Raw genomic sequence first — 26,827 nt, 5'->3', positions numbered from 1 at the left:
TGGGCCAGGGACGTGCAATTGAGTGTCCAGGCCGGATCACCATTGGAGTCCTTGGGAGGTGCCCTCATGAGCCTGCTGCTCGAGCCTTACACCCTGCGTCAGCTGACCTTGCCCAACCGCATCGCCGTGTCACCAATGTGCCAGTATTCAGCCGTCGATGGCTTGGCCAACGACTGGCATCTCGTCCATTTAGGCAGCCGCGCCGTCGGTGGCGCCGGCCTGGTAATCACTGAAGCCGTGGCGGTGACCGCCGATGGCCGTATCACTGCCGAAGACCTTGGCCTGTGGGACGACGCGCAGATCGCCCCGTTACAACGCATCACCCGCTTCATCACCGCCCAGGGCGCCGTGGCTGGCATCCAGCTGGCCCACGCCGGGCGCAAGGCCAGCACCTATCGCCCATGGCTGGGCAAACCAGGTAGTGTCAAACTGGAAGAGGGCGGCTGGCAGCCGGTGGGGCCCTCGAAAATCGCCTTCGACCCGCAACACACCGCGCCGCGCGAGTTGAGCCAGGACGAGATTGAGGATGTGATTGGCGCCTTCGTCGCCTCGACCGAGCGCGCCTTGAAGGCCGGTTTCAAGGTGGTTGAGATCCACGCCGCGCACGGCTATCTGCTGCACCAGTTCCTATCACCCCTGAGCAACCAGCGCCGCGATGAGTACGGTAGCAGCTTTGAAAACCGCATCCGCCTGACCTTGCAGGTGGTCGAGGCAGTGCGCAAGGTTTGGCCCCCGGAGTTGCCACTGTTCGTGCGGGTTTCGGCAACCGACTGGGTGGAAGATGGTTGGAACCCGGATGAAACCGTCGAACTGGCCCGGCGCCTGCGGGGCTTGGGTGTGGACCTGATCGATGTGTCCTCTGGTGGCACCTCGGTCAACGCCGAGATCCCCACCGGCCCCGGCTACCAGACCCGCTTTGCCGAGCGTGTGCGCAAGGAGTCGGAAATCGCCACCGGCACTGTGGGTATGATCACCGAACCGGCCCAGGCTGAGCACATTCTGCGCACCGGCCAGGCCGATATCATCTTCCTCGCCCGCGAACTGTTGCGCGACCCGTACTGGCCTCTGCATGCCGACGACGACCTGGGCGGCAACAAGGCCACCTGGCCTGCGCAATACCAGCGTGCGACCAACCGCGCCAACCCGATTCACGAGTCGGATTTGCGCGACTGACCCATGCCTTGCGCGGCCCTTGCAGGAGCGGCCGTGTTTCGCGAAAGGGCCGCAAAGCGGCCCTGGGTTCAGCTATAGGCAGCCTTGCTGAGAATATCGCTTACCCATTGGTTGATGCTTTTTTCAGCCAGCTCGGCCTTGGCCGCCACACTGGCGTGAAGGGTAGGCTCAAGGCGTAGGCTGAGTTTGCCGGAATACGTTTTCTGCGGTACCCGCCCAAGGCGTTCGCAAGTCTCAAGATAATCGTCAACGGCTTCTTCAAATGCCTGGCGCAACTCACTGATCGATTCGCCATGAAAACCTATCACGTCGCGAATACCGGCGACATGGCCGATCAGCAACTGGTCTTCGTCGCTGTATTCGATACGAGCGGCGTATCCGCGGTAAGTCATTACATTCATGGTAATACTCCTGCCTGCTCAATGAACTGGCGGGCGTCTCTTAGTGGATAGGGCTTGGCGTGCCTGTCCGGATGAGGGCGGTGGAAGGTTGCCACTGCTCCATTGAGTTCAAAGCGAACCCGTGATCCTCTTCCTTCTATGACCTTGGCACCCAGCGATACCAGCAGAGACTCCACCCGCGCCCACTCCAGTGTTCTGGGAACCGGCCTTTTAAGTAATGCTTCAAGTGTGGCTTGCTGATGATTACTCGTGGTATCAGATTATGATACCAACCATGAGAGCTCAATGAATGTGCAGTAGGAGGGAGTAGATCACGGGTGAAGGAAAATTCTGAGAAGTTGACCGAGGGGCATTCAAGCCCCTCGGTCAACGCGAGCACTTAGTGCTTGATCATCACATGCCGCACACAGGTGTAGTCCTCCAGCCCATACATCGACATGTCCTTGCCATACCCCGAATGCTTCTGCCCGCCATGGGGCATTTCGCTGACCAGCATGAAGTGGGTGTTCACCCAGGTGCAGCCGTACTGCAAGCGCGCCGCCAGGCGGTGGGCGCGGCCGGTGTCGCGGGTCCATACCGATGAGGCCAGGCCGTAGTTGGAGTCGTTGGCCCATTCCAGCGCCTGCGCTTCGTCTGTGAAGCGGGTGACCGAAACCACCGGGCCGAACACTTCGTTGCGCACGATCTCGTCGTCCTGCAGGGCGTCGGCCAGCACGGTAGGCTCGAAGAAAAAGCCATCGCCCGCTATCGGCTTGCCACCGGTTACCAGACGAATGTGCAGCTGGGCGATGGCCCGCTGCACCAACCCGGCGACCTTGTCGCGGTGCTGGGCACTGATCAGCGGCCCCAGTTCGGTTTCTTCAGACTCCTGCAGGCCCGGCTTGAGGCTGGCTACGGCTTTACCCAGGCGTTCGACGAAGCGCTCGTAGATCCCGTCCTGGACGTACAGGCGGCAGGCTGCGGTGCAGTCCTGGCCAGCGTTGTAGAAGCCGAAGGTGCGGATGCCGTCGATGGCGGCATCGATGTCTGCGTCATCGAACACCAGCACCGGCGCTTTGCCGCCCAATTCCATGTGCATGCGTTTCACGCTGTCGGCGGTGGCACTGATGATGTGCGCGCCGGTGGGGATCGAGCCGGTCAGCGACACCATGCGCACCTTGGGATGGGTTATCAACGGGTTGCCGACCGTCTGGCCGCGGCCGAAGAGAATGTTCAGCACCCCCGGCGGTAGCAAGTCCTGGGCCAGCTCGCCCAGGCGCAGGGCCGTCAGTGGCGTCAGTTCGGATGGCTTTATCACCACGGTGTTGCCGGCAGCCAGGGCCGGGGCGATCTTCCAGGCCAGCATCATCAGCGGGTAGTTCCACGGCGCGATGGACGCCACCACGCCCAACGGGTCGCGGCGGATCATCGAGGTGTGGCCCGGCAGGTACTCGCCTGCCGCCGAGCCGCCCAGGCAGCGCGCAGCACCGGCAAAGTAACGGAACACGTCGGCAATCGCCGGGATCTCGTCATTCAGTGCAGCGCTCAGGGGCTTGCCGCAGTTCTGCGATTCCAGCCGGGCCAGTTCATCGCCATGGGCTTCGATGGCGTCGGCCAGCGCCAGCAAGGCCTGCGAACGTTCTTTAGGACTGGTTTGCGACCAGCTGTCGAAGGCTTGGTCGGCAGCGCGCACGGCGCTGTCTACCTGTGCCTCGGTGGCTTCGTTGATCTGCGCCAGGGCAGTGCCCAGCGCCGGGTTGAGCACGGTCCAGGCCGGGCCTTGGCCAGCGATCAGCTGGCCATTGATCAGCATCTGCGTTTGCATCGGGGACTCCTCCAGGGTCATTTTCCACCGCCCGCGACGCTGTCTCCGCCACGGGTCAGGTAATAGGCGCCAAGAATCGGCAGCATGGTCACCAGCATCACCAGCATGGCGACAACGTTGGTCACGGGCACGTCGCGTGGGCGGCTGAGCTGGTTGAGCAGCCAGATTGGCAGGGTGCGCTCATGGCCGGCGGTGAACGTGGTGACGATGATTTCATCGAACGACAAGGCAAAGGCCAGCATGCCGCCCGCCAGCAGCGCCGAGCCGAGGTTGGGCAGGACGATGTAACGGAAGGTCTGCCAACCGTCGGCACCAAGGTCCATCGAGGCTTCGATCAGGCTTTGCGAGGTACGCCTCAGGCGGGCGATCACGTTGTTGTAGACGATCACCACGCAGAACGTGGCGTGGCCGACTACGATGGTGAACACCCCGGGCTCTATCCCAAGCGTCTTGAACGCCGAGAGCAGGGCGATGCCGGTGATGATGCCTGGCAGGGCAATGGGCAGGATCAGCACCAGCGAAATGCTCTCCTTGCCGAAGAAGCTGCGCCGATAGAGCGCCGCCGAGGCCAGCGTACCGAGCACCAGTGCGATCAAAGTGGCCAGGCAAGCCACCTGCAGCGACAGCTTGATTGCCTCGAGCACATCGGGCCGGGCAAAGGCCACGTCGATCCACTTCAGGGTAAAGCCCTTGGGCGGAAAGCTGAACGCCGCGTCTTCGGTGTTGAAGGCGTACAGGAAGATGATCAGGATCGGGAAGTGCAGGAACAACAACCCGCCCCAGGCCGCCAGGCGCAGCCCTGCCGACGCTTTTTCAGAGTGCATCGAAGGCCCCCAGACGCTTGACGATGGCCAGGTATACCGCGATCAGCACAATGGGCACCAAGGTGAACGCGGCGGCCATCGGCATGTTGCCGATCGCCCCTTGCTGGGCATAGACCATGCTGCCGATGAAGTAGCCGGGCGGCCCGACCAGCTGCGGCACGATGAAGTCGCCCAGGGTGAGCGAGAAGGTGAAGATCGAGCCGGCGGCGATGCCGGGGATCGACAGCGGCAGGATCACCTGCACGAAGGTTTGCCCCGGCCGTGCGCCCAGGTCGGCCGAAGCCTGCAGCAGCGACGGTGGCAAGCGCTCCAGCGAGGCCTGGATCGGCAGGATCATGAATGGCAGCCAGATGTACACGAACACCAGGAAGCGCCCCAGGTGCGAAGTCGACAGCGTGCTGCCGCCCACGCCCGGCACGGCCAGCACCGCCTGCAGCAGGCCGTCCAGGTGCAACTGCTGGACGAACCATTGGGCCACACCGCCCTTGGCCAATAGCAGGGTCCAGGCATAGGTCTTGACGATGTAGCTGGCCCACATCGGCATCATCACCGCGATGTAGAAAAACGCCTTGGTCTTGCCGCTGGTGTAACGCGCCATGTAATAGGCGATGGGGAAGGCCAGTACCGCGCTGGCCAGCGACACCGCCACCGCCATGCCCAGGGTGCGCAGGATGATGTCGAAGTTCGACGGGTTGAACAGTGCGGCGAAGTTGCCCAGGGTCAGGTCCGGGGTCACCGCCATGGTGAAGTCGTCGAAGGTATAGAAGCCCTGCCACAGCAGGTTCAGCAGCGAACCCAGGTAAATCGCGCCGAACCAGGTCAGCGGCGGGATCAACAGCAGTGCCAGGTACAGGTTGGGGCGCCGGTACAGCAGGTTGGACAGGGCGCGCAGTGTGCTCATGTCAGCGGCCCTCGGTTTCCTGCAGCACCGTCATGGCCTCGCGGGGCCAGTGCGCCTGCAGGCGTTGCCCGGGCTGCCAGGCCTGCACCTGCTTTTGCCAGCGGTCATTGGCCTGGCTTACTGCCAGCAGTTGACCGTTTTCCAGCTGCAGTTCGTAGCGTGTGGCGCTGCCTTGGTACTGGACATCACGCAGCACGCCGCTGACCTGTACCTCATGGCTGGTCACTACCGGGTCGCCCAGGCGAATGTGTTCGGGACGGATGGAGAAGGGCGCAGGGCTGCCGTTGAGCTGCATGGCCAGCTCGCCCCGCACCACGTTGGACGTGCCGACGAATTCAGCGACGAAGGTTGTGCTGGGCTTCATGTACAGGTTGCGCGGGGTGTCGACCTGTTCGATACGGCCGCGGTTGAACACCGCGACCCGGTCGGACATCGACAGTGCTTCGGTCTGGTCGTGGGTGACGAAGATGAAGGTGATGCCCAGTTGGCGTTGCAGCTTTTTCAGCTCGCCTTGCATCTGCTCGCGCAATTTCAGGTCCAGCGCGCCCAGTGGCTCATCGAGCAGCAGCACCCGCGGGCGGTTGACCAACGCCCGGGCCAGGGCCACGCGCTGACGCTGGCCGCCAGACAGCTGTGCCGGCTTACGCGCGCCATAGCCGGCCAAGGCCACCATGGCCAGGGCTTCTTCGGCGCGGCTGTAGCGTTCGGCCTTGCCCACGCCTTTTACCTTCAGGCCATAGGCGATGTTGTCCAGCACGTTCATGTGCGGGAACAGCGCATAGTCCTGGAACACTGTGTTGACGTCACGTTGGTAGGGCGGCAGGCCAGCGGCCTCGACCCCTTGGATGCGGATCGAGCCGCTGGAGGGTTGCTCGAAGCCTGCGATCAGGCGCAGGCAGGTGGTCTTGCCCGAGCCGGAAGGGCCGAGCATGGAAAAGAACTCGCCATCGATGATGTCGATGCTGACCTGGTCGACGGCCTTGACCTCGCCGAAGGTGCGGGAAACCTGGGTGAACTGGACGGCTAGGGGCATGCGTGGACTCCAGGTATGAATATTTCTCCTGTGCCGGCCTCTTCGCGGGCAAGCCCGCTCCTACGGGAGAAGCGCCACCCTTGCAGGCGGTGAAGAACCTGGGGGCGCGGGCTTGCCCGGGAAAAGGCCGGTACAGGCATTCAGACAACCTCAGCGACCACCCATGATCGCAATGTAGTCCTGGGTCCAGCGGCTGTAAGGCACGAACTTGCCGCCTTGGGCCTGCGGTGTTTTCCAGAAGGCAATCTTGTCGAAGTTGTCAAAGCCGTTGGTCTTGCAGCCCTCGGCCCCCAGCAGCTCGCTGCCGGTGCACGCCGCCGGCACAGCCGGCAACGAGCCAAACCAGGCCGCCACATCGCCTTGCACCTTAGGTTGCAACGACCAGTCCATCCATTTGTAGGCGCAATTGGGGTGCTTGGCCTCGGCGTGCAGCATGGTGGTGTCGGCCCAGCCGGTCGCGCCCTCCTTGGGAATGGTCGAGGCCACTGGCTGGTTCTCGGCCTTGAGGCCATTGACCATGTAGCCCCAGGAGCTGGAGGCAACCACGCCTTCGTTTTTCACATCGCTCATCTGGACCGTGGCGTCATGCCAATAGCGGTGGATCAGCGGTTGTTGCTGGCGCAGCAATTCCAGCACGGCCTTGTATTGTGCCTCGTTCAGTTCGTACGGGTCCTTGATGCCCAGTTCGGGCCTGGCCGACTTCAGGTACAGCGCTGCATCGGCGATGTAGATCGGCCCGTCATAGGCTTGCACGCGGCCCTTGTTTGGCTTGCCGTCGGGCAGGTTCTGCGGCTCGAACACCACGCTCCAGCTGGTGGGTGCCTGCTTGAAGGTGTTGGTGTTGTACAGCAGCACGTTTGGCCCCCACTGGTACGGCGTGCCGTACACCTGCTTGTCGACCACATACCAGCCACCGTTCTGCAGGCGCGGGTCGATGGTTTTCCAGTTGGGGATCAAGGCGGTGTTGATCGGCTGTACGCGCTTGCCTGCAATCAGCCGCAGCGATGCATCGCCCGAGGCGGTGACCAGGTCATAGCCGCCCTTGGTCATCAGGCTGACCATCTCGTCCGAGGTGGCGGCCGTTTTCACGCTGACCTTGCAGCCGGTTTCCTTTTCGAAACCGGTCACCCAGTCGTAGGCCTTGTCGCTTTCACCGCGTTCGATGTAGCCGGGCCAGGCGACGATGTCCAGGCGCCCCTCGCCGGCCTCCAGGGCCTTGGGCGCTTCGGCGGCCTGCAGGCTGGCGCTGGCCAGCATGGCGCAGGTGGTGGCGCCGAGCAATGCGGTCTTGTGCACTGACATGGTGTTCCCTCTTCTTGGCGATCTTGTTCGGGCAGTCATGAGGCAAGCAGTGAAGCAATTGTTATAAGCGTAGTGCGTGAGTGCGAGGTATTGGCGATATCGAGTCTAGTTGGCTTTTTGCCAGCTAACGCAACATCCTGAAGCAAATCCCTGCATGGCGTGTGCTCGGCCAAGCCTTACTCTGGCGTTTGAATCTTCTTACGTGGAGACACGCGAATGAATACCCGGGGCTTGCTTGATCAACTCCTCAAATCCGGCCAGCAACTGCTCGAGAAGCAGGGGGGCGCCACCAAGCCTGGCAACCCTTCAGGCGGGTTGGGCGGGTTGTTGTCCGGAGCAGGGGGCGGCCTGCTGGGTGGGGGCGCTCTGGGCCTGTTGCTGGGTAGCAAGAAGGCCCGCAAGTACGGTGGCAAAGCCCTGACATACGGCGGCCTCGCCGCGCTGGGGGTGCTGGCCTATAAAGCTTACGGCAACTGGCAGGCAAACCAGCGGGGGGCCGCAGCCGAGCCTCAAACCCTCGACCGCCTGCCGCCGGCCCAGGCCGAGCAGCACAGCCAGGCGGTACTGCGCGCCCTGGTGGCGGCGGCCAAGTCCGATGGGCATATCGACGAGCGCGAGCGGGCGTTGATCGAGGGCGAATTCACGCGCCTGGACAGCGACCGCGAATTGCAGCACTGGCTGCATGCCGAGCTGAACAAACCGCTGGACCCTGCCGAAGTGGCCCGTGCTGCGCAAACACCGGAGATGGCTGCCGAGATGTACCTGGCCAGCGTGATGATGGTCGATCAGGAAAACTTCATGGAGCGTGCCTACCTGGACGAGCTGGCACGTCAGCTGCGGCTGGACCCGGGCTTGCGCCAGGCGCTGGAGGCTCAGGTGAGGGATGCGGTTGCGCAGTAGCAGCGCTTATCAGGACATTTTCTGCGCTTGTCGAACCGAGCGCGGAAAATGTCACGGCAAGCCTTGCCAGCTTTTACCCAATCCGCGCATTTCGCCCGATAAACCGTAAGACCTCTGGGCTATACTTCGGCGATTTTTCCCGCTCGTTGTGAATTCCTGAGGGCTGAATGTGAAGAACTGGACCTTGCGCCAACGGATCCTGGCAAGTTTCGCCGTGATCATCGCCATCATGCTGCTGATGATCGTGGCCGCCTACTCGCGGTTGGTGACTATCGAAACCGCCGAAGAGGCGGTGGGGACCGACAGCATTCCCGGCGTCTACTACAGCTCGATGATCCGCAGCGCCTGGGTCGACAGCTACGTCACCAGCCAGCAACTGGTGGGCCTGTCCAACCATCGTGAAATCACTTCGGCCGACCTGGAACTGTTCAGAAGCTTCGATAACCGGCTGAAGCAATACATGGCCAGCTACCAGGCCACCATCCAGGACAAAGACGACCAGGTCCGCTTCGACAGCTTCGTGCAACTGGAAGAAAGCTACCTCAAAATCGTCAACCAGGTGCTGGATGCGTACGGTCAGCGCAACTACGACGAGGCCCAGCGGCTGATCACCGAGGTCCTCACTCCGGCCTGGAAGGATGGGCGCGAGCACCTCAATGAAGTCATCGAGAACAATCGGGCCTCTGCTGATGCCGCCACCAACGAGATCGTCAACGCGGTCAACACGGCCAAAGGCAGCATGGTGGTTTCCCTGTTGCTGGCAATCATCGCTGCCGGCATCTGCGGCCTGTTGCTGCTGCGCGCTATCACAGCGCCCATGCAGCGTATCGTGCATGCCCTCGACAAGCTGCGTTCCGGTGACCTGAGCATGCGCCTGAGCCTGGATCGCAAGGACGAATTTGGTGCCATTGAAAGCGGCTTCAACGAAATGGCCGAGGCACTGGCCAACCTGGTGGCCCAGGCCCAACGCTCGTCGGTGCAGGTGACCACTTCGGTCACCGAAATTGCCGCCACGTCCAAGCAACAGCAGGCCACCGCCACCGAGACGGCCGCCACCACCACCGAAATTGGCGCCACCTCGCGGGAAATCGCCGCGACTTCGCGGGACCTGGTGCGCACCATGACCGAAGTGACGACGGCGGCTGATCAGGCATCCAGTCTGGCAGGCTCCGGGCAACAGGGCCTGGCACGCATGGAAGAGACCATGCACCAGGTGATGGGCGCTGCCGACCTGGTCAATGCCAAGCTTGGTATCCTCAACGAGAAAGCCAGCAACATCACCCAGATGGTGGTAACCATCGTCAAGGTTGCCGACCAGACCAATCTGCTGTCGCTCAACGCCGCCATCGAAGCGGAAAAGGCCGGTGAATATGGCCGCGGCTTTGCCGTGGTCGCGACCGAAGTGCGCCGCCTGGCCGACCAGACCGCCGTGGCCACCTACGACATCGAGCAAATGGTGCGCGAGATCCAGTCGGCAGTGTCGGCCGGTGTCATGGGGATGGACAAGTTCTCCGAAGAAGTGCGCCGCGGCATGTTCGAGGTGCAACAGGTGGGCGAGCAACTCAGCCAGATCATTCACCAGGTGCAGGCGTTGGCGCCGCGCGTATTGATGGTCAACGAAGGCATGCAGGCCCAGGCCACCGGTGCCGAGCAGATCAACCAGGCACTGGCCCAGCTCAGCGATGCCAGCACCCAGACTGTCGAGTCGCTGCGCCAGGCCAGCTATGCCATCGATGAGCTGAGCCAGGTGGCCGCGGGCCTGCGTGGCGGCGTGTCGCGCTTCAAAGTCTGACCGCGATGAACGACTTGCGACTGCGCACCGCGCGGGCGGCGAACACCGAGGGGGCGTTGTACCTGCAGTTTCGCATCAGAACGCAGCGTTTTGCCCTGAGCGTGCACGAGGTGATCGAAGTGTTGCCGCGTCAGCCGCTCAAGCCGATCGCCCAGGCACCTGCCTGGGTCGCGGGCATCCTCGCCCATCGTGGCCAGTTGGTTCCGGTCATCGACCTTGCCGCCTTGAGCTTTGGCCAGCCGGCGGTGCAACGCACCAGCACCCGCCTGGTACTGGTGCACTACCGAGGCGGCCTGCAGCTTGGCCTGATCCTGGAGCAGGCCACCGAAACCCTGCGTTGCCAACCGGACGAGTTCCAGCCCTATGGGGTGGACACCGGTGAAGCGCCTTATCTGGGCCCGGTGCGCCAGGATGCCCAGGGGCTGCTGCAGCGCATCGAAGTCAATGACCTGCTGCCCGACACCGTGCACGCATTGCTGTACACGCAAGACCCGACAGGGATGCCAACATGAACGAACAGCGTTTCTTCCGCTTCTTGCGCGAGCGTATTGGCCTGGACGTGGAGTCGGTGGGCGCGCCCATGGTCGAACGCGCGCTGCGCCAACGTTGCGTGGCTGCGGGCGCGATGGACCTGGACGATTACTGGCTGCGCCTGCAGCAGTCGGCAGATGAGCAACAGGCGCTGATCGAAGCGGTGATCGTCCCGGAAACCTGGTTTTTCCGTTACCCCGAATCCTTCACTGCGCTGGCCAGCCTGGCCCATAAACGCCTGGCTAAACTGGCTGGCGCGCGCCCGCTGCGATTACTCAGCCTGCCGTGTTCTACTGGCGAGGAGCCCTATTCGCTGGCCATGGCCTTGTTTGACGCCGGCATGGCGCCTGGGGCATTCCTTGTCGATGGAATGGACATCAGCCCAAGTTCAGTAGCCAAGGCCGTGCAGGCGTTGTATGGGCGCAATGCGTTCCGGGGTAGCGAACTGGGTTTTCGCGAGCGCTACTTCGATGCTCTGGACGAAGGCCACCGCCTGCATGAGCGGGTACGCCAGCAAGTCAGCCTGCGGGTGGGCAATGTGCTTGACCCGGCGCTGGCCAGCCGCGACGGCCTGTATGACTTCGTGTTCTGTCGCAATCTGTTGATCTATTTCGACGTACCGACCCAACAGCGTGTGTTCGAAGTGCTCAAGCGCTTGCTGCATCCGCAGGGTGTGCTGTTCATCGGCCCGGCCGAAGGCAGCTTGTTGGCACGCATGGGCATGCGTCCATTGGGGATCGCCCAGTCGTTTGCCTATGTGCGTCATGAAGGCGACAGCGCCCCCTTGGCAGCGGCACCCGCCCAACCCGCCAAGCGTGCGTTCACGGCGTTGCCCGCACCGGTTTATCCGCAGCCCAGTGTGCCGTTGCCGCGTCCGCTGCGTCCGCTGCGTGTGCTGCCCGTGGTGGCCAGGCCAGCGCCAGCCCGCGAGCACAGGCACGAGGGGGCCAGCGAATTGCTGGCCGACATTGCCCGGCTGGCCAATGCCGGTGCCAGCGATCAGGCCCGTAGCGAATGCCAACGCTACCTGAGCCAGTACCCGCCGTCGGCACAGGTGTACTACTGGCTGGGTTTGCTCAGTGATACCGAAGGCGATGCGCAGCAGGCGCTGAGCCACTATCGCAAGGCCCTGTACCTGGAACCACAGCACCCCGAGGCGCTGGTGCACCTGGCCGCTTTGCTGGCGGCCCAGGGTGACCTGGCCGGCGCTCGGCGCCTTCAGGCGCGCGCGGCGCGGGCTGGCCGGGAGTCTGAACGATGAACAGTGAATCCGCGATGCAGTTGCTCGCCGAGGATGACGCGCACATTGACGACTGCTGGAACCGCATTGGCGTGCGCGGGGACAAGCAGTGCCCACTGCTGGAGCGGCATGTCCATTGCCGCAATTGCGAGGTGTATGCCGCTGCGGCCACGCGTTTGCTCGACCGCTATGCGCTGGTGCAGGAGCACCAGGCTGCGGCGGTGCAGCCAGACGCGGAAAACACCGGTCGCTCCATGCTGCTGTTCCGTCTGGGCGAAGAGTGGCTGGCGCTGGCTACCGCCTGCCTGGCCGAAATCGCCCCGCTGCAGGCGGTGCATTCATTGCCGCACCAGCGCTCGCGGCTGCTGCATGGGGTTGCCAATGTGCGCGGTGCGTTGGTGCCGTGCCTGTCACTGGCTGATTTGCTGGGGGTGCAGGCCGGCTCCACCGAGCAACGCAGCGCACGGGCGATGCCCCGTATGCTGATTCTGGCCGCCGAAGGCGGGCCGGTGGTGATGGCTGTCGAGGAAATCGACGGTATTCACCGGCTCGACCCGCAGTTGCTGGGCAGTGGCCGGGACGCCACACGCTTCACCGCCGCAGTCTTGCAGTGGCGCGGCCGCAGCGTGCGGGTTCTGGACGATCAACATTTACTGTCTGCCGTGCAGCGGAGCCTGTCATGACCCCAGAGCAAATGCGCGACGCATCGTTGCTCGAACTGTTCAGCCTGGAGGCCGAGGCGCAGACCCAAGTGCTCAGTGCCGGCCTGATGGCACTGGAACGCAACCCTACTCAGGCCGACCAGCTCGAGGCCTGCATGCGCGCTGCCCACTCGCTCAAGGGGGCAGCGCGCATTGTCGGGGTGGATGCTGGCGTCAGTGTCGCCCACGTCATGGAAGACTGTCTGGTGGCGGCCCAGGAAGGCCGACTGCGGCTGACCGCCGAGCATATTGACGCGCTGTTGCAAGGTACCGACCTGTTGATGCGTATTGCCACGCCCGGCGATGCCGGTGCGCAGGCGACCTTGCCGGTGTTTCTTGCGCAAATGGCCAGCCTGCTCGACCCGGGCGCCTCTGCCATGCCTGTGGTGCCGCTGGCTGCATCCGTGCCGCCGGAGCCGCCGCTGGCAACCCTGCCGCCTGCACCTGTGGTAATGCCAGCCGGACCGCGGGAACCAGAGCCCGAACCCGCCCTGCGGCGCAAGGCTGGCAAGCGCGCTGGCGAAGGTGCTGAGCGGGTACTGCGTGTCACAGCTGACCGCCTTAATAGCCTGCTTGACCTGTCCAGCAAGTCGCTGGTGGAAACCCAGCGGCTCAAGCCATACCTGGCTACCCTTCAGCGCCTCAAGCGCATGCACGGCCAAGGTATGCAGGCGCTTGACGGCTTGCGCATGCAACTGGAAGGCACGGGGCAGGGCAGTGAGGTGCTCGAAGCCTTGGCACAGACCCAGCGCCTGCTGGCAGAGACCCAGCAGATTCTGCAGCAGCAGGCAGCCGACCTGGATGAGTTCGGCTGGCAGGCCAGTCAGCGTGCGCAGTTGTTGTATGACACCGCCCTGGCCTGTCGGATGCGGCCGTTTGCCGACGTACTGACCGGGCAAAGCCGGATGGTCCGCGACCTGGGCCGTTCGCTGGGCAAGCCGGTGCGGCTGGTGGTGGAAGGGGAGAAGACCCAGGTCGACCGCGATGTGCTGGAAAAGCTCGAAGCACCGCTGACCCACCTGTTGCGCAATGCCGTCGACCACGGCATCGAGTTGCCCGAGCGGCGCCTGCTGGCGGGCAAGCCGGACGAGGGGGTGATCCGCCTGCGGGCTTCGCACCAGGCGGGCATGCTCAGCCTGGAGCTGGTCGACGATGGCGCCGGTATCGACCTGGAGCGCCTGCGCAGCAGCATCGTCGAGCGCGCCCTGTCGCCCGCTGACACGGTGACGCGGATGAGTGAGGCGGAGCTGCTGACGTTCCTGTTCCTGCCCGGTTTCAGCCTGCGTGACAAGGTTACCGAAGTGTCCGGGCGCGGTGTGGGGCTGGATGCGGTGCAGCACTTGATCCGCGAGCTGCGCGGCTCGATCGAATTGACCCAGGTGGCAGGGCAGGGCTGTCGCTTCCATCTTCAGGTACCGCTGACCCTGTCGGTCGTTCGCAGCCTGGTGGTCGAGGTGGGCGGGGAGGCTTACGCCTTCCCGCTGGCGCATATCGAACGCACGCTGGAAGTGACCGCCGAACAGATCGTGCAGATCGAAGGGCGCCAGCACTTCTGGCATGAAGGCCGGCATATTGGCCTGGTGGCGGCCAGCCAGTTGCTCAATCGCCCGGCGGGGCAAAGCGACGAAGCCAGCTTGCGGGTAGTGGTGATTCGTGAGCGCGAGCAGCTGTACGGGGTGGCCGTGGAGCGGTTGGTGGGGGAGCGGGTGCTGGTCGTGATGCCGCTCGACCCACGCCTGGGGAAGGTGCAGGACATTTCCTCCGGCGCCTTGCTCGATGATGGCTCGGTGGTCCTGATTGTCGATGTCGAAGACTTGCTACGCTCGGTGGAAAAACTGCTCAGCACCGGCAGCCTGGAGCGCATCGAGCGCGGCAGCAGCGGAGCCCGTGGCGCAGTCCGCAAACGCATCCTGGTGGTCGACGACTCGCTGACCGTGCGCGAACTGCAGCGCAAGCTGCTGGGCAACCGTGGCTACGACGTGGCGGTGGCGGTGGATGGCATGGACGGCTGGAACGCCCTGCGCAGTGAGGACTTCGACCTGCTGATCACCGACATCGACATGCCGCGCATGGACGGTATCGAGCTGGTTACCCTGGTGCGTCGCGACCAGCGCCTGCAGTCGTTGCCGGTGATGGTGGTGTCCTATAAAGACCGTGAGGAAGACCGACGGCGCGGGCTGGACGCTGGCGCCGACTACTATTTGGCAAAGGCCAGTTTCCACGACGATGCGTTGCTGGATGCTGTGGTGGAGCTGATCGGAGGTGCTCAGGGATGAAGATCGCCATCGTCAATGACATGCCCCTGGCCGTCGAAGCGTTGCGCCGGGCGGTCGCCCTGGAGCCCGCACACCAGGTTGTGTGGGTGGCCAGCAACGGTGCCGAGGCGGTGCAGCGCTGCACCGAGCAGTTACCGGACCTGATCCTCATGGACCTGATCATGCCGGTGATGGACGGTGTCGAGGCGACCCGGCGGATCATGGCCGAGACCCCGTGCGCCATTGTCATCGTCACGGTCGACCGTAAACAGAACGTACACCGGGTGTTCGAGGCCATGGGCCATGGCGCTCTCGATGTGGTCGACACGCCTGCGCTGGGCGCTGGCGATGCCCGCGAAGCAGCGGCGCCATTGCTGCGCAAGATCCTCAATATTGGCTGGCTGGTCGGCCAGCAGCGGGCACCTGCCGCAAGGTCGGTGGCTGCGCCGCTGCGCGAGGCTTCCCAGCGCCGCGGGTTGGTGGCAATCGGGTCTTCGGCGGGGGGGCCGGCAGCACTCGAAGTGCTGCTCAAGGGTTTGCCGGCCGCGTTTCCGGCGGCCATCGTGCTGGTCCAGCATGTGGACCAGGTGTTTGCCGCAGGCATGGCCGAATGGCTCAGCAGCGCAGCAGGCCTGCCGGTGCGCCTGGCCCGTGAAGGCGAACCGCCGCAGCCAGGGCAGGTACTCCTGGCCGGTACCAACCACCACATTCGCCTGCTACAGAGCGGCCAACTGGCCTACACTGCCGAACCTGTGAATGAAATCTACCGGCCCTCGATCGATGTGTTCTTTGAGAGCGTGGCACGTTACTGGAATGGTGATGCGGTGGGCGTGCTGCTCACCGGCATGGGCCGCGACGGTGCCCAGGGCCTGAAGCTGATGCGTCAGCAGGGCTTTCTGACCATTGCCCAGGACCAGGCCAGCAGCGCGGTGTACGGCATGCCCAAGGCTGCTGCGGCTATTGATGCCGCGGTGGAAATTCGCCCGCTGGAACGCATAGCCGGGCGCTTGACTGAATTTTTCGCAAAATGACGAAATGTATTGAATCACGCCGCCAGGCCGGTAGTGATCGGGTGAACAATGATGAATGATTTACCGATCGAAGGTTTCGCGACCACCAACGAGAACTCGGCGATGGTGCTGCTGGTCGATGACCAGGCCATGATCGGCGAAGCGGTGCGGCGTGGCTTGGCCGATGAAGACAACATCGACTTCCACTTCTGCGCCGACCCGCACCAGGCGGTGGCCCAGGCCATGCGCATCAAGCCCACGGTCATTCTTCAAGACCTGATCATGCCTGGCCTGGACGGCTTGACCCTGGTGCGCGAGTACCGCAACAACCCGGTGACCCAGGACATCCCGATCATCGTCCTGTCGACCAAGGAAGACCCGCTGGTCAAGAGTGCAGCATTTGCCGCCGGGGCCAACGACTACCTGGTCAAGCTGCCTGACACCATCGAACTGGTGGCACGCATCCGTTACCACTCGCGTTCCTACCTGACCCTGCTGCAGCGCGACGAGGCCTACCGTGCCCTGCGCGTCAGCCAGCAGCAGTTGCTTGATTCCAACCTGATGCTGCAGCGGCTGATGAACTCCGATGGCCTGACCGGGCTGTCCAACCGCCGGCACTTCGACGAATACCTGGAGCTGGAGTGGCGCCGGGCCATGCGTGAACAGCAGCAGTTGTCGTTGCTGATGATCGATGTCGATTATTTCAAGGCCTACAACGACAGCTTTGGCCACCTGGCCGGTGACGAGGCCTTGCGCAAGGTCGCCGAGGCCATTCGTGGCTCCTGCTCGCGGCCCACCGACCTGCCGGCGCGCTATGGTGGCGAAGAGTTCGCCCTGGTGCTGCCCAACACCTCGCCAGGCGGGGCACGGCTGGTGGCCGAGAAGCTGCGCCAGACCGTACTGGGCCTGGGCATTCCGCATTCCGCTCCGGTGGCCGACTCGTGCCTGGCGGTGAGCATCGGCCTGGCGACCCAGACCCCGACCATCGGCAGCCATTGCCGGCAGCTGATTTCGGCGGCGGACAAGGGGCTGTATCTGGCCAAGAACAGCGGCCGGAACCAAGTGGGCGTTGCTTGAGGGGCGAATACCGCCAGCGCGCACTGTTCAGCATGTTGACGAAGATGGCTGGCGGTATCGATACCCCTGTTTTTATAACGCTCACTCCACGATTTCTATGTACCTTGTAGGGCCGTGAAAGATAACCATGTCGCCATTCTTGTAGACAAGCTGGTAGGCGACCTTGCACGGATAAATGGACTTGACCTTGAGCGTATTGTCATCGCCGTAGTAATCATAGGTGACCAATTTCTGGTCGACGCTATGTTCTATGCGGTTGATTGAGCTCGCGAAGATGAACTCCGTCCTGACTTGCTCCAGGCTTTCCTGGGACCCACCCTCGACGCCAGGGAAGAGAATATTCATCTCGAATCTGTATTTTGTAGGGGTGCCGCTTGGGTTGGTTATGGCTTTAAGGCTGAGCGAGCCGTTTCTTTCTTTCGGTATGGTCAGGGTGCCGAACTCACCTTTAAGTCTCCATTCGCTGCCTGTGGCTGATTTAGGGTAAATTTCGATGATTTTGGTGGCATTCATTTTGGCCTCGCCTGGATGGGATTGCAGGTCGGTATTACGAGGTAAGAGTTGAATAGCTGCCGCTGATGCGTGCAACTGGCAGAAATGCCAGTTCCGACAGGGAGCGCGCATGCAAAACCTCTGAAATTCCTCGTTCCAATTATTCCCAGTCAGCACATTTCTGGCGCTTGTCTGCGTTTGTGGTTTTCGCCGTGATCGGCATGCTCCAAACCTGTGGGGTTTCCCTGCCGGGCGGGTCTGCCGCCGCGCCTCCGACTGCGTTATACTCGCGGGCTTTTCACCGAATTCGCGCGAGTAGCCAGCCCATGGAAATCCAACCGATCCTGAACACCATCAAGGACCTCACCGAGCGTTCCCAGTCAATTCGGGGGTATCTTTGACTACGATCACAAGCATGACCGCCTGATCGAAGTCAACCGCGAGCTGGAAGACCCCAACGTCTGGAACAAGCCTGAGTACGCCCAGGCACTGGGCCGCGAGCGTGCCATGCTGGCCCAGGTCGTCGAGACCCTGGACAAGCTGTCCAACGGCCTGGGTGACTGCCAGGACCTGCTCGACATGGCCGTCGAAGAAAATGACGAAGGCGCCGTCGGCGACGTCGTGACCGAGCTGGAAAGCCTGGAAGAAAACCTGGCCCAGCTTGAGTTCCGTCGCATGTTCAGCGGCGAGATGGACATGAACAACGCCTACCTGGATATCCAGGCCGGCTCCGGTGGTACCGAGGCGCAGGACTGGGCCAACATCCTGCTGCGCATGTACCTGCGCTGGGCCGACAAGCGTGGTTTCGACGCCACCATCATCGAGCTTTCCGAAGGTGAAGTGGCCGGTATCAAAGGTGCCACCGTGCACATCAAGGGTGAATACGCCTTTGGCTGGCTGCGCACCGAAATCGGCGTGCACCGCCTGGTGCGCAAGAGCCCGTTCGACTCCGGTGCCCGTCGCCACACGTCGTTCTCGGCGGTGTTCGTATCGCCCGAGATCGACGACAAGGTCGAAATCGAGATCAACCCGTCCGACCTGCGCATCGACACCTACCGTTCCTCCGGTGCCGGTGGCCAGCACGTGAACACCACCGACTCGGCAGTACGTATCACTCACGTACCGACCAACACCGTGGTGGCTTGCCAGAACGAACGTTCCCAGCACGCCAACAAGGACACCGCCATGAAAATGCTGCGGGCCAAGTTGTACGAGCTGGAAATGCAGAAGCGCAACGCCGCTTCGCAGGCGCTGGAAGACAGCAAGTCGGACATCGGCTGGGGCCACCAGATTCGCTCCTACGTGCTGGATGACTCGCGCATCAAGGACCTGCGTACCGGCGTCGAACGCAGCGACTGCCAGAAGGTCCTCGATGGCGACCTTGACCAGTACCTGGAAGCGAGCCTCAAGCAGGGCCTGTAAGCCGCACACCCATGCCGCGCTACCTGGCCAGCCGCCGGTAGCGCGTGCCCTGCCCGGAACGGGCAACGAATACCTGATGGAAAGAATGACGACATGAGCGACCTGAAGACCGAATCGCAAGACCTGCAACAGGAAGAAAACGCCCTGATCGCCCTGCGCAAGGAAAAACTTGCCGCCGAGCGTGCCAAGGGCAATGCCTTCCCCAACGACTTCCGTCGCGACAGCTACTGCAACGACCTGCAGAAGCAGTACGCGGACAAGACCAAGGAAGAGCTGGAAGCAGCCGCGATCCCGGTCAAGGTAGCCGGCCGCATCATGCTCAACCGTGGCTCGTTCATGGTTATCCAGGACATGACTGGCCGTATTCAGGTCTACGTCAACCGCAAGACCCTGCCGGAAGAAACCCTGGCCGCGGTCAAGACCTGGGACCTGGGCGACATCATCAGCGCCGAAGGCACCCTGGCCCGTTCCGGCAAGGGCGACCTGTACGTCGAAATGACCAACGTACGCCTGCTGACCAAGTCGCTGCGCCCGCTGCCCGACAAGCACCACGGCCTGACCGACACCGAGCAGCGCTACCGCCAGCGTTACGTCGACCTGATGGTCAACGAAGAAACCCGCCACACCTTCCGTGTGCGTTCGCAGGTGATCTCGCACATCCGCAAGTTCCTCATCGAGCGCGACTTCCTTGAAGTCGAAACGCCGATGCTGCAGACCATCCCGGGCGGTGCGGCAGCCAAGCCGTTCGAAACCCACCACAACGCCCTGGACATGGCCATGTTCCTGCGTATCGCGCCGGAGCTGTACCTCAAGCGCCTGGTCGTGGGTGGCTTCGAAAAAGTGTTCGAGATCAACCGTAACTTCCGCAACGAAGGCGTTTCGACTCGTCACAACCCTGAGTTCACCATGCTCGAGTTCTACCAGGCCTACGCCGACTACCGCGACAACATGGACCTCACCGAGGAACTGTTCCGCGAGCTGGCGCAACTGGTACTGGGCTCTACCGACGTACCGTACGGCGACAAGGTCTTCCACTTCGGCGAGCCGTTCGTACGCCTGTCGGTGTTCGACTCGATCCTCAAGTACAACCCGGAGCTGACCGCTGCCGACCTGCAGGACGTCGACCGCGCCCGTGAGATTGCCAAGAAGGCCGGTGCCAAGGTGCTGGGCCACGAAGGCCTGGGCAAGTTGCAGGTGATGATTTTCGAAGAGCTGGTCGAGCACAAGCTGGAACAGCCGCACTTCATTACCGAGTACCCGTTCGAAGTGTCGCCGCTGGCCCGTCGCAACGACGACAACCCGGCCGTTACCGACCGTTTCGAGCTGTTCATCGGTGGCCGCGAAATCGCCAACGCCTACTCCGAGCTCAACGATGCCGAAGATCAGGCCGAGCGCTTCCTGGCCCAGGTGGCCGAGAAGGACGCGGGTGACGATGAAGCCATGCACTATGACGCCGACTTCGTTCGTGCGCTGGAGTACGGCATGCCGCCGACCGCCGGTGAAGGTATCGGCATCGACCGCCTGGTGATGCTGCTGACCAACTCGCCGTCGATCCGCGACGTCATCCTGTTCCCGCACATGCGTCCGCAGGCCTGAGTGAGCTGAACGAGCCGCCTTTCGAGGCGGCTTTTTCTTGCCTGAAGCTTTATGTTGTCAGTACCGGCCTCTTCGCGGGTAAACCCGCTCCTACAAAGGCCTTGTAGGAGCGGGTTTACCCGCGAAGGGGCCAGCACTGACGAAACACGCCCATGAGGTATCCCCCGTGACACCCGCCATGCCTGACCAAGGCGCCGCCGGCATCGCCACCGCCGTCGCCGAAAGCGTGCAATACCAAGGCCGCAAGACTGCCCGCCAAGGCAGCGAACAGCGTCGCCAGTTGATTCTCGATGCCGCCATGCGCATTGTCGTGCGCGATGGCGTGCGCGGTGTGCGCCACCGGGCAGTGGCCGCCGAGGCCGGCGTGCCATTGTCGGCCACCACCTACTACTTCAAGGACATCGAGGACCTGCTCACCGATACCTTTGCCCAGTACGTCGAGCGCAGTGCGGCTTACATGGCCAAGCTGTGGGCCAACACCGAGGTAGTGTTGCGCCAGTTGCTGGCACAGGGCGATGGCAGCCCGCAGGCCCGGGCGCGGCTGGCTGACGAGGTGGCGCGCATGACCGCCGACTACGTTCAGCGGCAACTGCTGAACCGCCGTGACTTCCTGATGGCCGAGCAGGCTTTCCGCCAGGAAGCATTGCTGTGCCCGCGACTGGCTGAGCTGGTGTGCGCTCATGAGCAGATCCTGCTGCACGGCACCCGGCAATTGCTGCAGGTCGTGGGCTCGCGGCAGCCGGAGCAGGATGCACAGATGTTGACGGCGATTATCGAGCAGTTGGAATATCAAGGCCTGCTCAAGCAAGCGAATGCGCAAGCCGATGGGCAGATGCTCGCTATGCTTACCCGATACCTGCAGCTGGTGCTGGCATCGGCCTGAGCCGAGAACGACCTTTTCAAGGAGAACCTGATGAGAGCCTGGCGTGTGGTGTTGTTGACTTTGTCATTCCTGCTGCTGGGCGGTTGTCTGGTGACCTTCCATGAGCCTTTGCCCAGCAACCAGGCAGCGCCCAAGGCCTTGCTCGGCAAGTGGAGCAGCAAGGACGCCTGGGGAGAGCCGTTGAAACTGGTGATCAGCCGTAGCGGTGGCGACGCCTACAAGGCAGTGGCCACGGCCAAGGGCAAGGCGCCTGAAGAGTACGTGTTCACCGTGTCACGCCACGGCAACCGCTGGTACTTGTCGGCTGGCGTGCCCAAGCGCCTGGGTGGCAATTTCCTGATTGGCGGCTTCGATATCGTCGACGGCAAGGAGCTGGTGGTCTACAACCTGGATGTCGAGCAGGTACAGCAGGCGGTGGACAACAAGGAACTGACCGGTCGCAGTACCGAAGTGCCGGACGACAACGGCGATGGCGTGCTGATCGATAGCCCGGCGGCGCGGGTGCTGGCCTACCTGGACGACCCGGCCAACTCCGACCTGTTCGTTGAAGTGGCGCGGTTCCAGCGTTCCGGCAAGTAGTGGCCTGTACCGGCCTCTTCGCGGGCAATCCCGTTCCTACAGGGGCCTTGCCAGGCCTGGGCTTCTTGATATCCCTGTAGGAGCGGGCTTGCCCGCGAAGAGGCCGGTACAGGTTTCGTGTACTAGAAAGGAGTCCCCGGTGGACGAATACCAGCAAACCATCCGCGCCCTGTCCGACCGCATCGTCGCGGCACAGACGCCTATCCGGGTCCTGGACGCGGTGAAGTGGGACGACAACATCCGCCAGGGCTTTTTCAAGGCCAAGGGCAAGGAGCCGCCGGCGGTTGATCGTGCCTACTACCAATCGCGTCCGCTGTCGTTCGACTCCAGCGCGGTCAAGGCCGAGTTCCAGGGCATCGAGCGCGACATCATTCGCCAGTTGGGCCAGTTCAACCCGGTCGGGCAGATCATGAAGCGCATGTGCCGCGAATACCGCATGGTGGTGCGCATGCTTGAAGCGCGCGGTACCGAGGACTTCGGCCTGATCTCCCAGGAGCTGTACGGCGCCGCCTCGGATGCTTTCCACGCCGGTGACCCGACCCTGGCCGACCTTGGCCTGATGCTGTCGGACTACCTGAACAACATCGATGGCCGTGGTGACCTCAAGGATGAGCCAAAGAATCTCACCGCCAAGGAGGCGGTGGAGATCCTCCAGCACCGGCTGAACAACGTGTTCGGCGAGGCTGAAGGGACCATTCGCGTGTTCGAATCCGACGGTATCGTCGCCGATGCCGCAGCCGGTGCCGACTACATCAAGGTGCGTGCCGATGCCATGTTCAACGCCCGCGATGTGCGCGCCCTGGAGGTGCATGAAGGGTTGGTGCATGTCGGCACCACGCTCAATGGCCTGAACCAGCCGATCTGCACCTTCCTGGCCAAGGGCCCGCCCTCATCGACGGTAACCCAGGAGGGCCTGGCGATTCTCATGGAGGTGATTGCCTTTGCCTCCTACCCCAGCCGCCTGCGCAAGCTCACCAACCGCACCCGTGCCATCCACATGGTCGAGGAGGGTGCAGACTTCATGCAGGTCTACGGTTTCTTCCGCGAGCAGGGCTTCGAGATGGCGCAGAGCTACAGCAACGCCAGCCGGGTGTTCCGCGGGTCGGTACCCAACGGCCTGCCATTCACCAAGGACTTGTCCTATCTCAAGGGCTTCATCATGGTTTACAACTACATTCAGTTGGCCGTGAAGAAGGGCAAACTGGAACAGATCCCGTTGCTGTTCTGTGGCAAGACCACGCTGGAAGACATGCGCACCCTGCGCCAACTTGTCGAGGAAGGGTTGGTCGAGCCGCCCAAGTACCTGCCTGAACAGTTCCGCGACCTGAGTGCGTTGTCGGCCTGGATGTGCTTCTCCAACTTCCTCAACCACCTGAGCCTGGATCGCATTGAAGCCGACTACGCGAACATTCTCTGAGCACTGCCGCCTGCTCGTCCTCGGCCTGGTCCTGGTGAGCCTTGGCGGCTGCAGCAGCCTGTTGTTCTACCCCGAGCGTGGTCAGGCCTTCACCCCGGAGCGCGCCAAGCTGGAATACCGCGATGTCACACTGACCACTGCTGATGGCATCCGCCTTCACGGTTGGTGGCTGCCAGCCAAGGCCGGGGTCGAGGTCAAGGGCACGGTGCTGCACCTGCACGGCAACGGCGGTAACCTGCCAGGGCACCTGGGGGGGAGCTACTGGTTGCCGGAGCAGGGCTACCAGGTGTTGATGATCGATTACCGCGGCTATGGCTTGTCTCAGGGCCAGCCGAGCCTGCCGGAGGTGTATCAGGACATTGCTGCAGCCATGGCCTGGCTGGAGCAGGCGCCCGAGGTCAAGGGCAAGCCGCTGGTACTGCTGGGGCAGAGCCTGGGCGGCGCCATGGCCATTCATTACCTGGCGGTCCACCCCGAGCAGCGTCAGCGCTTCAGCGCCCTGGTGTTCGATGGCGTGCCGGCCAGTTACCGCGCGGTGGGGCGCTTTGCGCTCAGCACCTCCTGGATGACCTGGCCATTGCAGGTTCCGCTGTCGTGGCTAGTGCCGGACGGCGACAGCGCGATCCACTCGATCGAGCGATTGAGCAGCCCGCCCAAGTTGTTTTTCCACAGCATCGACGACAACCTGGTGCCGATGGACAACGGCATCCGCCTGTATCAGCACGCGCCACCACCGCGGGTGCTGCAACTGACCCGGGGGGGGCACGTGCAGACCTTCGCCGACCCTACCTGGCGCCAGGTGATGCTGCGGTTCCTCGATGACCCCAGCCATTTCAACGGCCTGCGGCGGCTTGCCGAAGTGCCCAATTTCCCTGACGAGAAGAACAAGCAATGAGTGAAGAACGCAACGCCATCCCGCTGATCCTGACCGGCGTCGGTAGCATCATCGTGACGGTGGGGGCCTTGTGGTATTACGGTTACCTGCATTTCGCCAAGCCCGAAGATGCCCTGCTGCTGCAGGATTTCACCATGCTCAAGACCATCCCCGGCGAGGACTACAAGGTATCGCTGGACCCGGCGCCGCAAGTGGCCCAGTGCGTCGACGGCGTGCTGGTGCTGTTCGACACCCAGCAGAAAGGCCTGACCGGCGTGCTGGTGGACAACCGCAAGCGCGCGGTGCGCTGCATGGGCGAGGAAACACCGCAGCAGGTGCAGTGAGCCATTATCCCTGCTGCCTGAACTCGCCTCTTCGCGGGCACGCCCGCTCCCACAGGGTCGCGCAAAACTCGAAACTGGCGCCGTACCTGTGGGAGCGGGCGTGCCCGCGAAGAGGCCCGAACAGGCAAAAGAAAGCCCCGCGTCGATCGCGGGGCTTGTCCTTTCAGTTAGCCAGCCTTAGCGCTGAACCTGGCTCACCGAGCGTGGTGCCACCGGCTGGTTGTCGTTGGAGATGGTCACCTCCACCCGACGGTTCTGCGCACGTCCCGAGTTGCTCGAGTTGTCCGCTACCGGGTACTCCTTGCCATAGCCCTGGGAAACGATACGCGCCGGATCTACCCCGGCACGCACCAGTGCCATGCGCACGCTGTTGGCACGGCGCTCGGACAGGGTCTGGTTGTAGTTGGCCGAGCCGACGCTGTCGGTGTAGCCCTCGACGATCACCTTGCGTTCCGGGTTTTCCTGAAGGAACTGGGCCAGCTTGGTGATGTTCGGGTAAGCGCTGCTCTTGAGTTCGGCCTTGTTGAAGTCGAACAGCACGTCGCCGAAGGTCACCAGCGTTCCGCGGTCGGTCTGCTTGGCGTTGAGGCTGTCCTGCAGCTTGGCGATCTGCGCGTCGCGGGCATCCAGCTTGGCTTGGGCGCGCTGGGCCGAGGCATTCTTCAGTTCAGCTTCGGCGGTGCGCAGGGCAATGGTCTGTTTGGCCACTTCGACGCGCTGGTTGGTCAGGTAGGCCAATTGGTCGACTTTCTTCTCGTCTTCACGGTCCATGTAGGCCTTGTCGGCCTTGTTCAGCCAGTCCTGGGCGTCCTTGGTCTCCAGTGCCGCGACTTTGCTCGCTTGCGGGTCGCTCTGCAGCGAGGAGAAGTTGGTGCGGGCCGATTCCAGGTTGGCATTCGGATCGTGCGAGCAGGCAGCAAGACCGACGCTCAGGGCCAGCAGGGCGGGAATCATGACGTGTTTGCGCATAGTGTTCATCCTTTGATCGTGTGCGAAGGCTAAGGTTGGCGGGGCAGGGCTTATTGAGCGCTGCGCAGGCCTTCCTCACGTACGTCCTGAACGCCCTGGCGGGCATCCTGCACGGCCTTCTGGGCTTTAGCTGCCTGGGCCTTGCGTTCGGCGAGGCGGGCATCCCACTCGGCCTGTTGGGCCAGGCGCTTGGCCTCGTCGTACTTCTTGTCGTGCATGGCGATTTCGGCTTGCTTGAACTTGTCCTGAGCCGCTTTCATTTCCACGGCGGCGAACTCGGTACCGCCAGCGCTGACGGCGGAGTTCACGGCGGACTGGGTAACGGCATACTGCTCGGTGGGCGGATTGCCCGCACAGCCGGCCAGGACCAGGCTACTGCCCAGCGCCAGCGCGGCCAGCTTGAACCCGCGCACATGAGTGGATGACAGTTGGCTAGTGCGGGTCTTCATGGTGGTCAGCTCCATTGGATCACTCCTGATAACGACGATGTCCGTAGCAGTCCATCGCTCAATCCCTGACAAAACCGCGCGCTTCAGCTCAACGGTGCACGAGGGCAGTGTGCAGGGTTTTAGCGTGATGGCTATTGGCTCCGACTCGAACGTTTTTCGAATAGTTCAGAAAAAAGCGCTGTAATCGAATAACTATTTCTGACTGATCGGTCAGTGCGATTTACCTGGAACTTTCCCAGGCTGGAGCGGTATTCCGGGCCTTGAGCAGGCCCGGAATGCTGGGGCGCAGGATTATTTGTCGGTGTCGACTGTCGCGTTGCTCAAGTTGTGCAGGTGCTGGCGGGACAGGGAGAGAAAGCGCGGTGTAGGACCAACGTCTTCGTACAGCGGGTCGCCTTCTTCGTCGGTGGCGATGACCTGGCGGCCCTGCACATAGGGGAAACTGGCTTCCAGTTCTTCAAGGGCGGCGGCGACCAGTTCGCCGAGCAGTTCTTCGGCGGTGCGCTTGGGGTACATGTCGATCAGCGCGGCCAGGCGCGCTTCGGACTCCAGGTCCAGATGCAGGACATGGCCGGTACGGCTGAGGGTACCGGCGGCATTCTGTTCCCAGTGCTGGGCGAGTTCACGGATTTTCATGATGACCTCTGTTGACGCCTGGAAAGGCTGCACTGCATGGGAGTGCTGTGCTTTCACTTTAGTTTGGTTTGGCCGATCACGGCTTGCCATCGTCGCCCGGCTGTGGGCACTCTTGGGGGATACCGCCCCCCTGTAGGAGCGGGTTTACCCGCGAACACCGGCAACGCCGGTGCCAGACACCGCATTGGGCTCTTCACGGGTTACCCCGCTCTGGCACAGGGC

The 26,827-nt window shown here is 62.9% G+C and carries 26 protein-coding genes and 1 pseudogene; 16 read left to right on the top strand and 11 right to left on the bottom strand.

The features are described from left to right. Positions 1 to 66: 66 nt before the first annotated feature. Positions 67 to 1,173, top strand: a complete 1,107-nt coding sequence (locus tag REH59_RS22850; RefSeq protein WP_014860531.1) for an NADH:flavin oxidoreductase/NADH oxidase — start codon at positions 67 to 69, stop codon at positions 1,171 to 1,173. Between the two features lie 68 nt (positions 1,174 to 1,241). Here REH59_RS22850 and REH59_RS22845 read toward each other — a convergent pair whose 3' ends face one another. The 7 genes from REH59_RS22845 to ydcS all read right to left on the bottom strand — a co-directional run bounded on the left by REH59_RS22845 (position 1,242) and on the right by ydcS (position 7,438). Then, positions 1,242 to 1,574 (bottom strand): type II toxin-antitoxin system HicB family antitoxin, encoded by a 333-nt coding sequence (locus REH59_RS22845; protein ID WP_014860532.1) that lies wholly within the window; start codon positions 1,572 to 1,574, stop codon positions 1,242 to 1,244. Beyond that, positions 1,571 to 1,765, bottom strand: a complete 195-nt coding sequence (locus REH59_RS22840; RefSeq protein ID WP_128573682.1) for a type II toxin-antitoxin system HicA family toxin — start codon at positions 1,763 to 1,765, stop codon at positions 1,571 to 1,573. Before REH59_RS22840 ends, REH59_RS22845 begins: the two co-directional genes overlap by 4 nt. Before the next feature lie 188 nt (positions 1,766 to 1,953). Beyond that, the gene (locus REH59_RS22835) at positions 1,954 to 3,378 is read right to left on the bottom strand and encodes a gamma-aminobutyraldehyde dehydrogenase (protein ID WP_014860533.1); all 1,425 of its coding nucleotides are present in this window, start codon (positions 3,376 to 3,378) and stop codon (positions 1,954 to 1,956) included. Positions 3,379 to 3,395: 17 nt separating this feature from the next. Next, on the bottom strand, positions 3,396 to 4,202 hold the full coding sequence (locus tag REH59_RS22830; RefSeq protein WP_003252179.1) for an ABC transporter permease: 807 nt from the start codon (positions 4,200 to 4,202) through the stop codon (positions 3,396 to 3,398). Beyond that, positions 4,192 to 5,103: an ABC transporter permease gene (locus REH59_RS22825; protein ID WP_003252181.1), complete on the bottom strand. Its 912-nt coding sequence runs from the start codon at positions 5,101 to 5,103 to the stop codon at positions 4,192 to 4,194. Before REH59_RS22825 ends, REH59_RS22830 begins: the two co-directional genes overlap by 11 nt. A gap of 1 nt (position 5,104) precedes the next feature. Beyond that, positions 5,105 to 6,136, bottom strand: coding sequence for an ABC transporter ATP-binding protein (locus REH59_RS22820; protein ID WP_014860534.1), 1,032 nt, complete (start codon positions 6,134 to 6,136; stop codon positions 5,105 to 5,107). A 150-nt stretch (positions 6,137 to 6,286) separates the two neighbouring features. Next, positions 6,287 to 7,438, bottom strand: coding sequence for a putative ABC transporter substrate-binding protein YdcS (gene ydcS, locus REH59_RS22815; protein WP_014860535.1), 1,152 nt, complete (start codon positions 7,436 to 7,438; stop codon positions 6,287 to 6,289). A 216-nt stretch (positions 7,439 to 7,654) separates the two neighbouring features. On the opposite strand from ydcS, the gene REH59_RS22810 reads away from it, so the two are divergent. From REH59_RS22810 to REH59_RS22775, 8 genes and pseudogenes are all read left to right on the top strand, one after another. Beyond that, positions 7,655 to 8,338 (top strand): tellurite resistance TerB family protein, encoded by a 684-nt coding sequence (locus REH59_RS22810; protein WP_014860536.1) that lies wholly within the window; start codon positions 7,655 to 7,657, stop codon positions 8,336 to 8,338. Between the two features lie 169 nt (positions 8,339 to 8,507). After that, the gene (locus REH59_RS22805; protein WP_014860537.1) at positions 8,508 to 10,130 is read left to right on the top strand and encodes a methyl-accepting chemotaxis protein; all 1,623 of its coding nucleotides are present in this window, start codon (positions 8,508 to 8,510) and stop codon (positions 10,128 to 10,130) included. Between the two features lie 5 nt (positions 10,131 to 10,135). Further along, positions 10,136 to 10,642, top strand: coding sequence for a chemotaxis protein CheW (locus REH59_RS22800; protein WP_014860538.1), 507 nt, complete (start codon positions 10,136 to 10,138; stop codon positions 10,640 to 10,642). Beyond that, entirely contained in the window at positions 10,639 to 11,922 is a 1,284-nt protein-coding gene (locus REH59_RS22795; protein WP_014860539.1) for a CheR family methyltransferase, read from the top strand. Before REH59_RS22800 ends, REH59_RS22795 begins: the two co-directional genes overlap by 4 nt. After that, positions 11,919 to 12,584 carry a chemotaxis protein CheW gene (locus tag REH59_RS22790; RefSeq protein ID WP_003252198.1) on the top strand — a complete coding sequence of 222 codons (666 nt, stop codon included), beginning with the start codon at positions 11,919 to 11,921 and terminating at the stop codon, positions 12,582 to 12,584. The genes REH59_RS22795 and REH59_RS22790 overlap by 4 nt, the downstream gene beginning before the upstream one ends. After that, positions 12,581 to 14,878, top strand: a complete 2,298-nt coding sequence (locus REH59_RS22785) for a hybrid sensor histidine kinase/response regulator (protein WP_014860540.1) — start codon at positions 12,581 to 12,583, stop codon at positions 14,876 to 14,878. The genes REH59_RS22790 and REH59_RS22785 overlap by 4 nt, the downstream gene beginning before the upstream one ends. Then, positions 14,875 to 15,888 (top strand): Wsp signal transduction system protein-glutamate methylesterase WspF, encoded by a 1,014-nt coding sequence (wspF, locus tag REH59_RS22780; protein ID WP_012053572.1) that lies wholly within the window; start codon positions 14,875 to 14,877, stop codon positions 15,886 to 15,888. Before REH59_RS22785 ends, wspF begins: the two co-directional genes overlap by 4 nt. Before the next feature lie 48 nt (positions 15,889 to 15,936). Further along, a pseudogene (locus REH59_RS22775) lies at positions 15,937 to 16,963 on the top strand (diguanylate cyclase); the annotation flags it as partial. 62 nt (positions 16,964 to 17,025) lie between these two features. Here the strand turns inward: REH59_RS22775 and REH59_RS22770 are convergent. Next, positions 17,026 to 17,457 carry a hypothetical protein gene (locus REH59_RS22770; protein WP_014860543.1) on the bottom strand — a complete coding sequence of 144 codons (432 nt, stop codon included), beginning with the start codon at positions 17,455 to 17,457 and terminating at the stop codon, positions 17,026 to 17,028. A gap of 305 nt (positions 17,458 to 17,762) precedes the next feature. On the opposite strand from REH59_RS22770, the gene prfB reads away from it, so the two are divergent. The 7 genes from prfB to REH59_RS22735 all read left to right on the top strand — a co-directional run bounded on the left by prfB (position 17,763) and on the right by REH59_RS22735 (position 24,551). Beyond that, positions 17,763 to 18,858, top strand: a protein-coding gene (prfB, locus tag REH59_RS22765; protein WP_061405587.1) for a peptide chain release factor 2 whose coding sequence is annotated in 2 segments (ribosomal slippage) — positions 17,763 to 17,834 and positions 17,836 to 18,858 — 1,095 coding nt in all. Because the reading frame shifts where the segments join, the coding sequence is not laid out codon by codon here. 93 nt (positions 18,859 to 18,951) lie between these two features. Then, entirely contained in the window at positions 18,952 to 20,454 is a 1,503-nt protein-coding gene (gene lysS / locus REH59_RS22760; RefSeq protein WP_003252208.1) for a lysine--tRNA ligase, read from the top strand. Positions 20,455 to 20,632: 178 nt separating this feature from the next. Beyond that, positions 20,633 to 21,337 (top strand): TetR/AcrR family transcriptional regulator, encoded by a 705-nt coding sequence (locus REH59_RS22755; RefSeq protein ID WP_003252210.1) that lies wholly within the window; start codon positions 20,633 to 20,635, stop codon positions 21,335 to 21,337. 30 nt (positions 21,338 to 21,367) lie between these two features. Next, positions 21,368 to 21,916 carry a hypothetical protein gene (locus REH59_RS22750; RefSeq protein WP_003252213.1) on the top strand — a complete coding sequence of 183 codons (549 nt, stop codon included), beginning with the start codon at positions 21,368 to 21,370 and terminating at the stop codon, positions 21,914 to 21,916. A 139-nt stretch (positions 21,917 to 22,055) separates the two neighbouring features. Further along, entirely contained in the window at positions 22,056 to 23,333 is a 1,278-nt protein-coding gene (locus tag REH59_RS22745) for a flavohemoglobin expression-modulating QEGLA motif protein (RefSeq protein ID WP_014860545.1), read from the top strand. After that, positions 23,305 to 24,228, top strand: a complete 924-nt coding sequence (locus REH59_RS22740; RefSeq protein WP_021785892.1) for an alpha/beta hydrolase — start codon at positions 23,305 to 23,307, stop codon at positions 24,226 to 24,228. Before REH59_RS22745 ends, REH59_RS22740 begins: the two co-directional genes overlap by 29 nt. Further along, entirely contained in the window at positions 24,225 to 24,551 is a 327-nt protein-coding gene (locus tag REH59_RS22735; RefSeq protein WP_003252219.1) for a hypothetical protein, read from the top strand. Before REH59_RS22740 ends, REH59_RS22735 begins: the two co-directional genes overlap by 4 nt. A gap of 177 nt (positions 24,552 to 24,728) precedes the next feature. Here the strand turns inward: REH59_RS22735 and REH59_RS22730 are convergent, their stop codons facing one another. The 3 genes from REH59_RS22730 to REH59_RS22720 form a co-directional block, all read right to left on the bottom strand. Next, positions 24,729 to 25,520, bottom strand: coding sequence for an OmpA family protein (locus REH59_RS22730; RefSeq protein WP_003252221.1), 792 nt, complete (start codon positions 25,518 to 25,520; stop codon positions 24,729 to 24,731). Positions 25,521 to 25,570: 50 nt separating this feature from the next. Beyond that, positions 25,571 to 25,984, bottom strand: a complete 414-nt coding sequence (locus tag REH59_RS22725) for a DUF4398 domain-containing protein (protein ID WP_003252223.1) — start codon at positions 25,982 to 25,984, stop codon at positions 25,571 to 25,573. Positions 25,985 to 26,260: 276 nt separating this feature from the next. Then, positions 26,261 to 26,605: a hypothetical protein gene (locus REH59_RS22720; RefSeq protein WP_003252225.1), complete on the bottom strand. Its 345-nt coding sequence runs from the start codon at positions 26,603 to 26,605 to the stop codon at positions 26,261 to 26,263. Positions 26,606 to 26,827: the final 222 nt, after the last annotated feature.

Source organism: Pseudomonas sp. BO3-4 (assembly GCF_034044115.1).
GTDB classification, from domain to species: domain Bacteria; phylum Pseudomonadota; class Gammaproteobacteria; order Pseudomonadales; family Pseudomonadaceae; genus Aquipseudomonas; species Aquipseudomonas alloputida.
The sequence above is the reverse complement of the archived record's forward strand: the minus strand, read 5'-3'. Positions and strand labels throughout refer to the sequence as shown.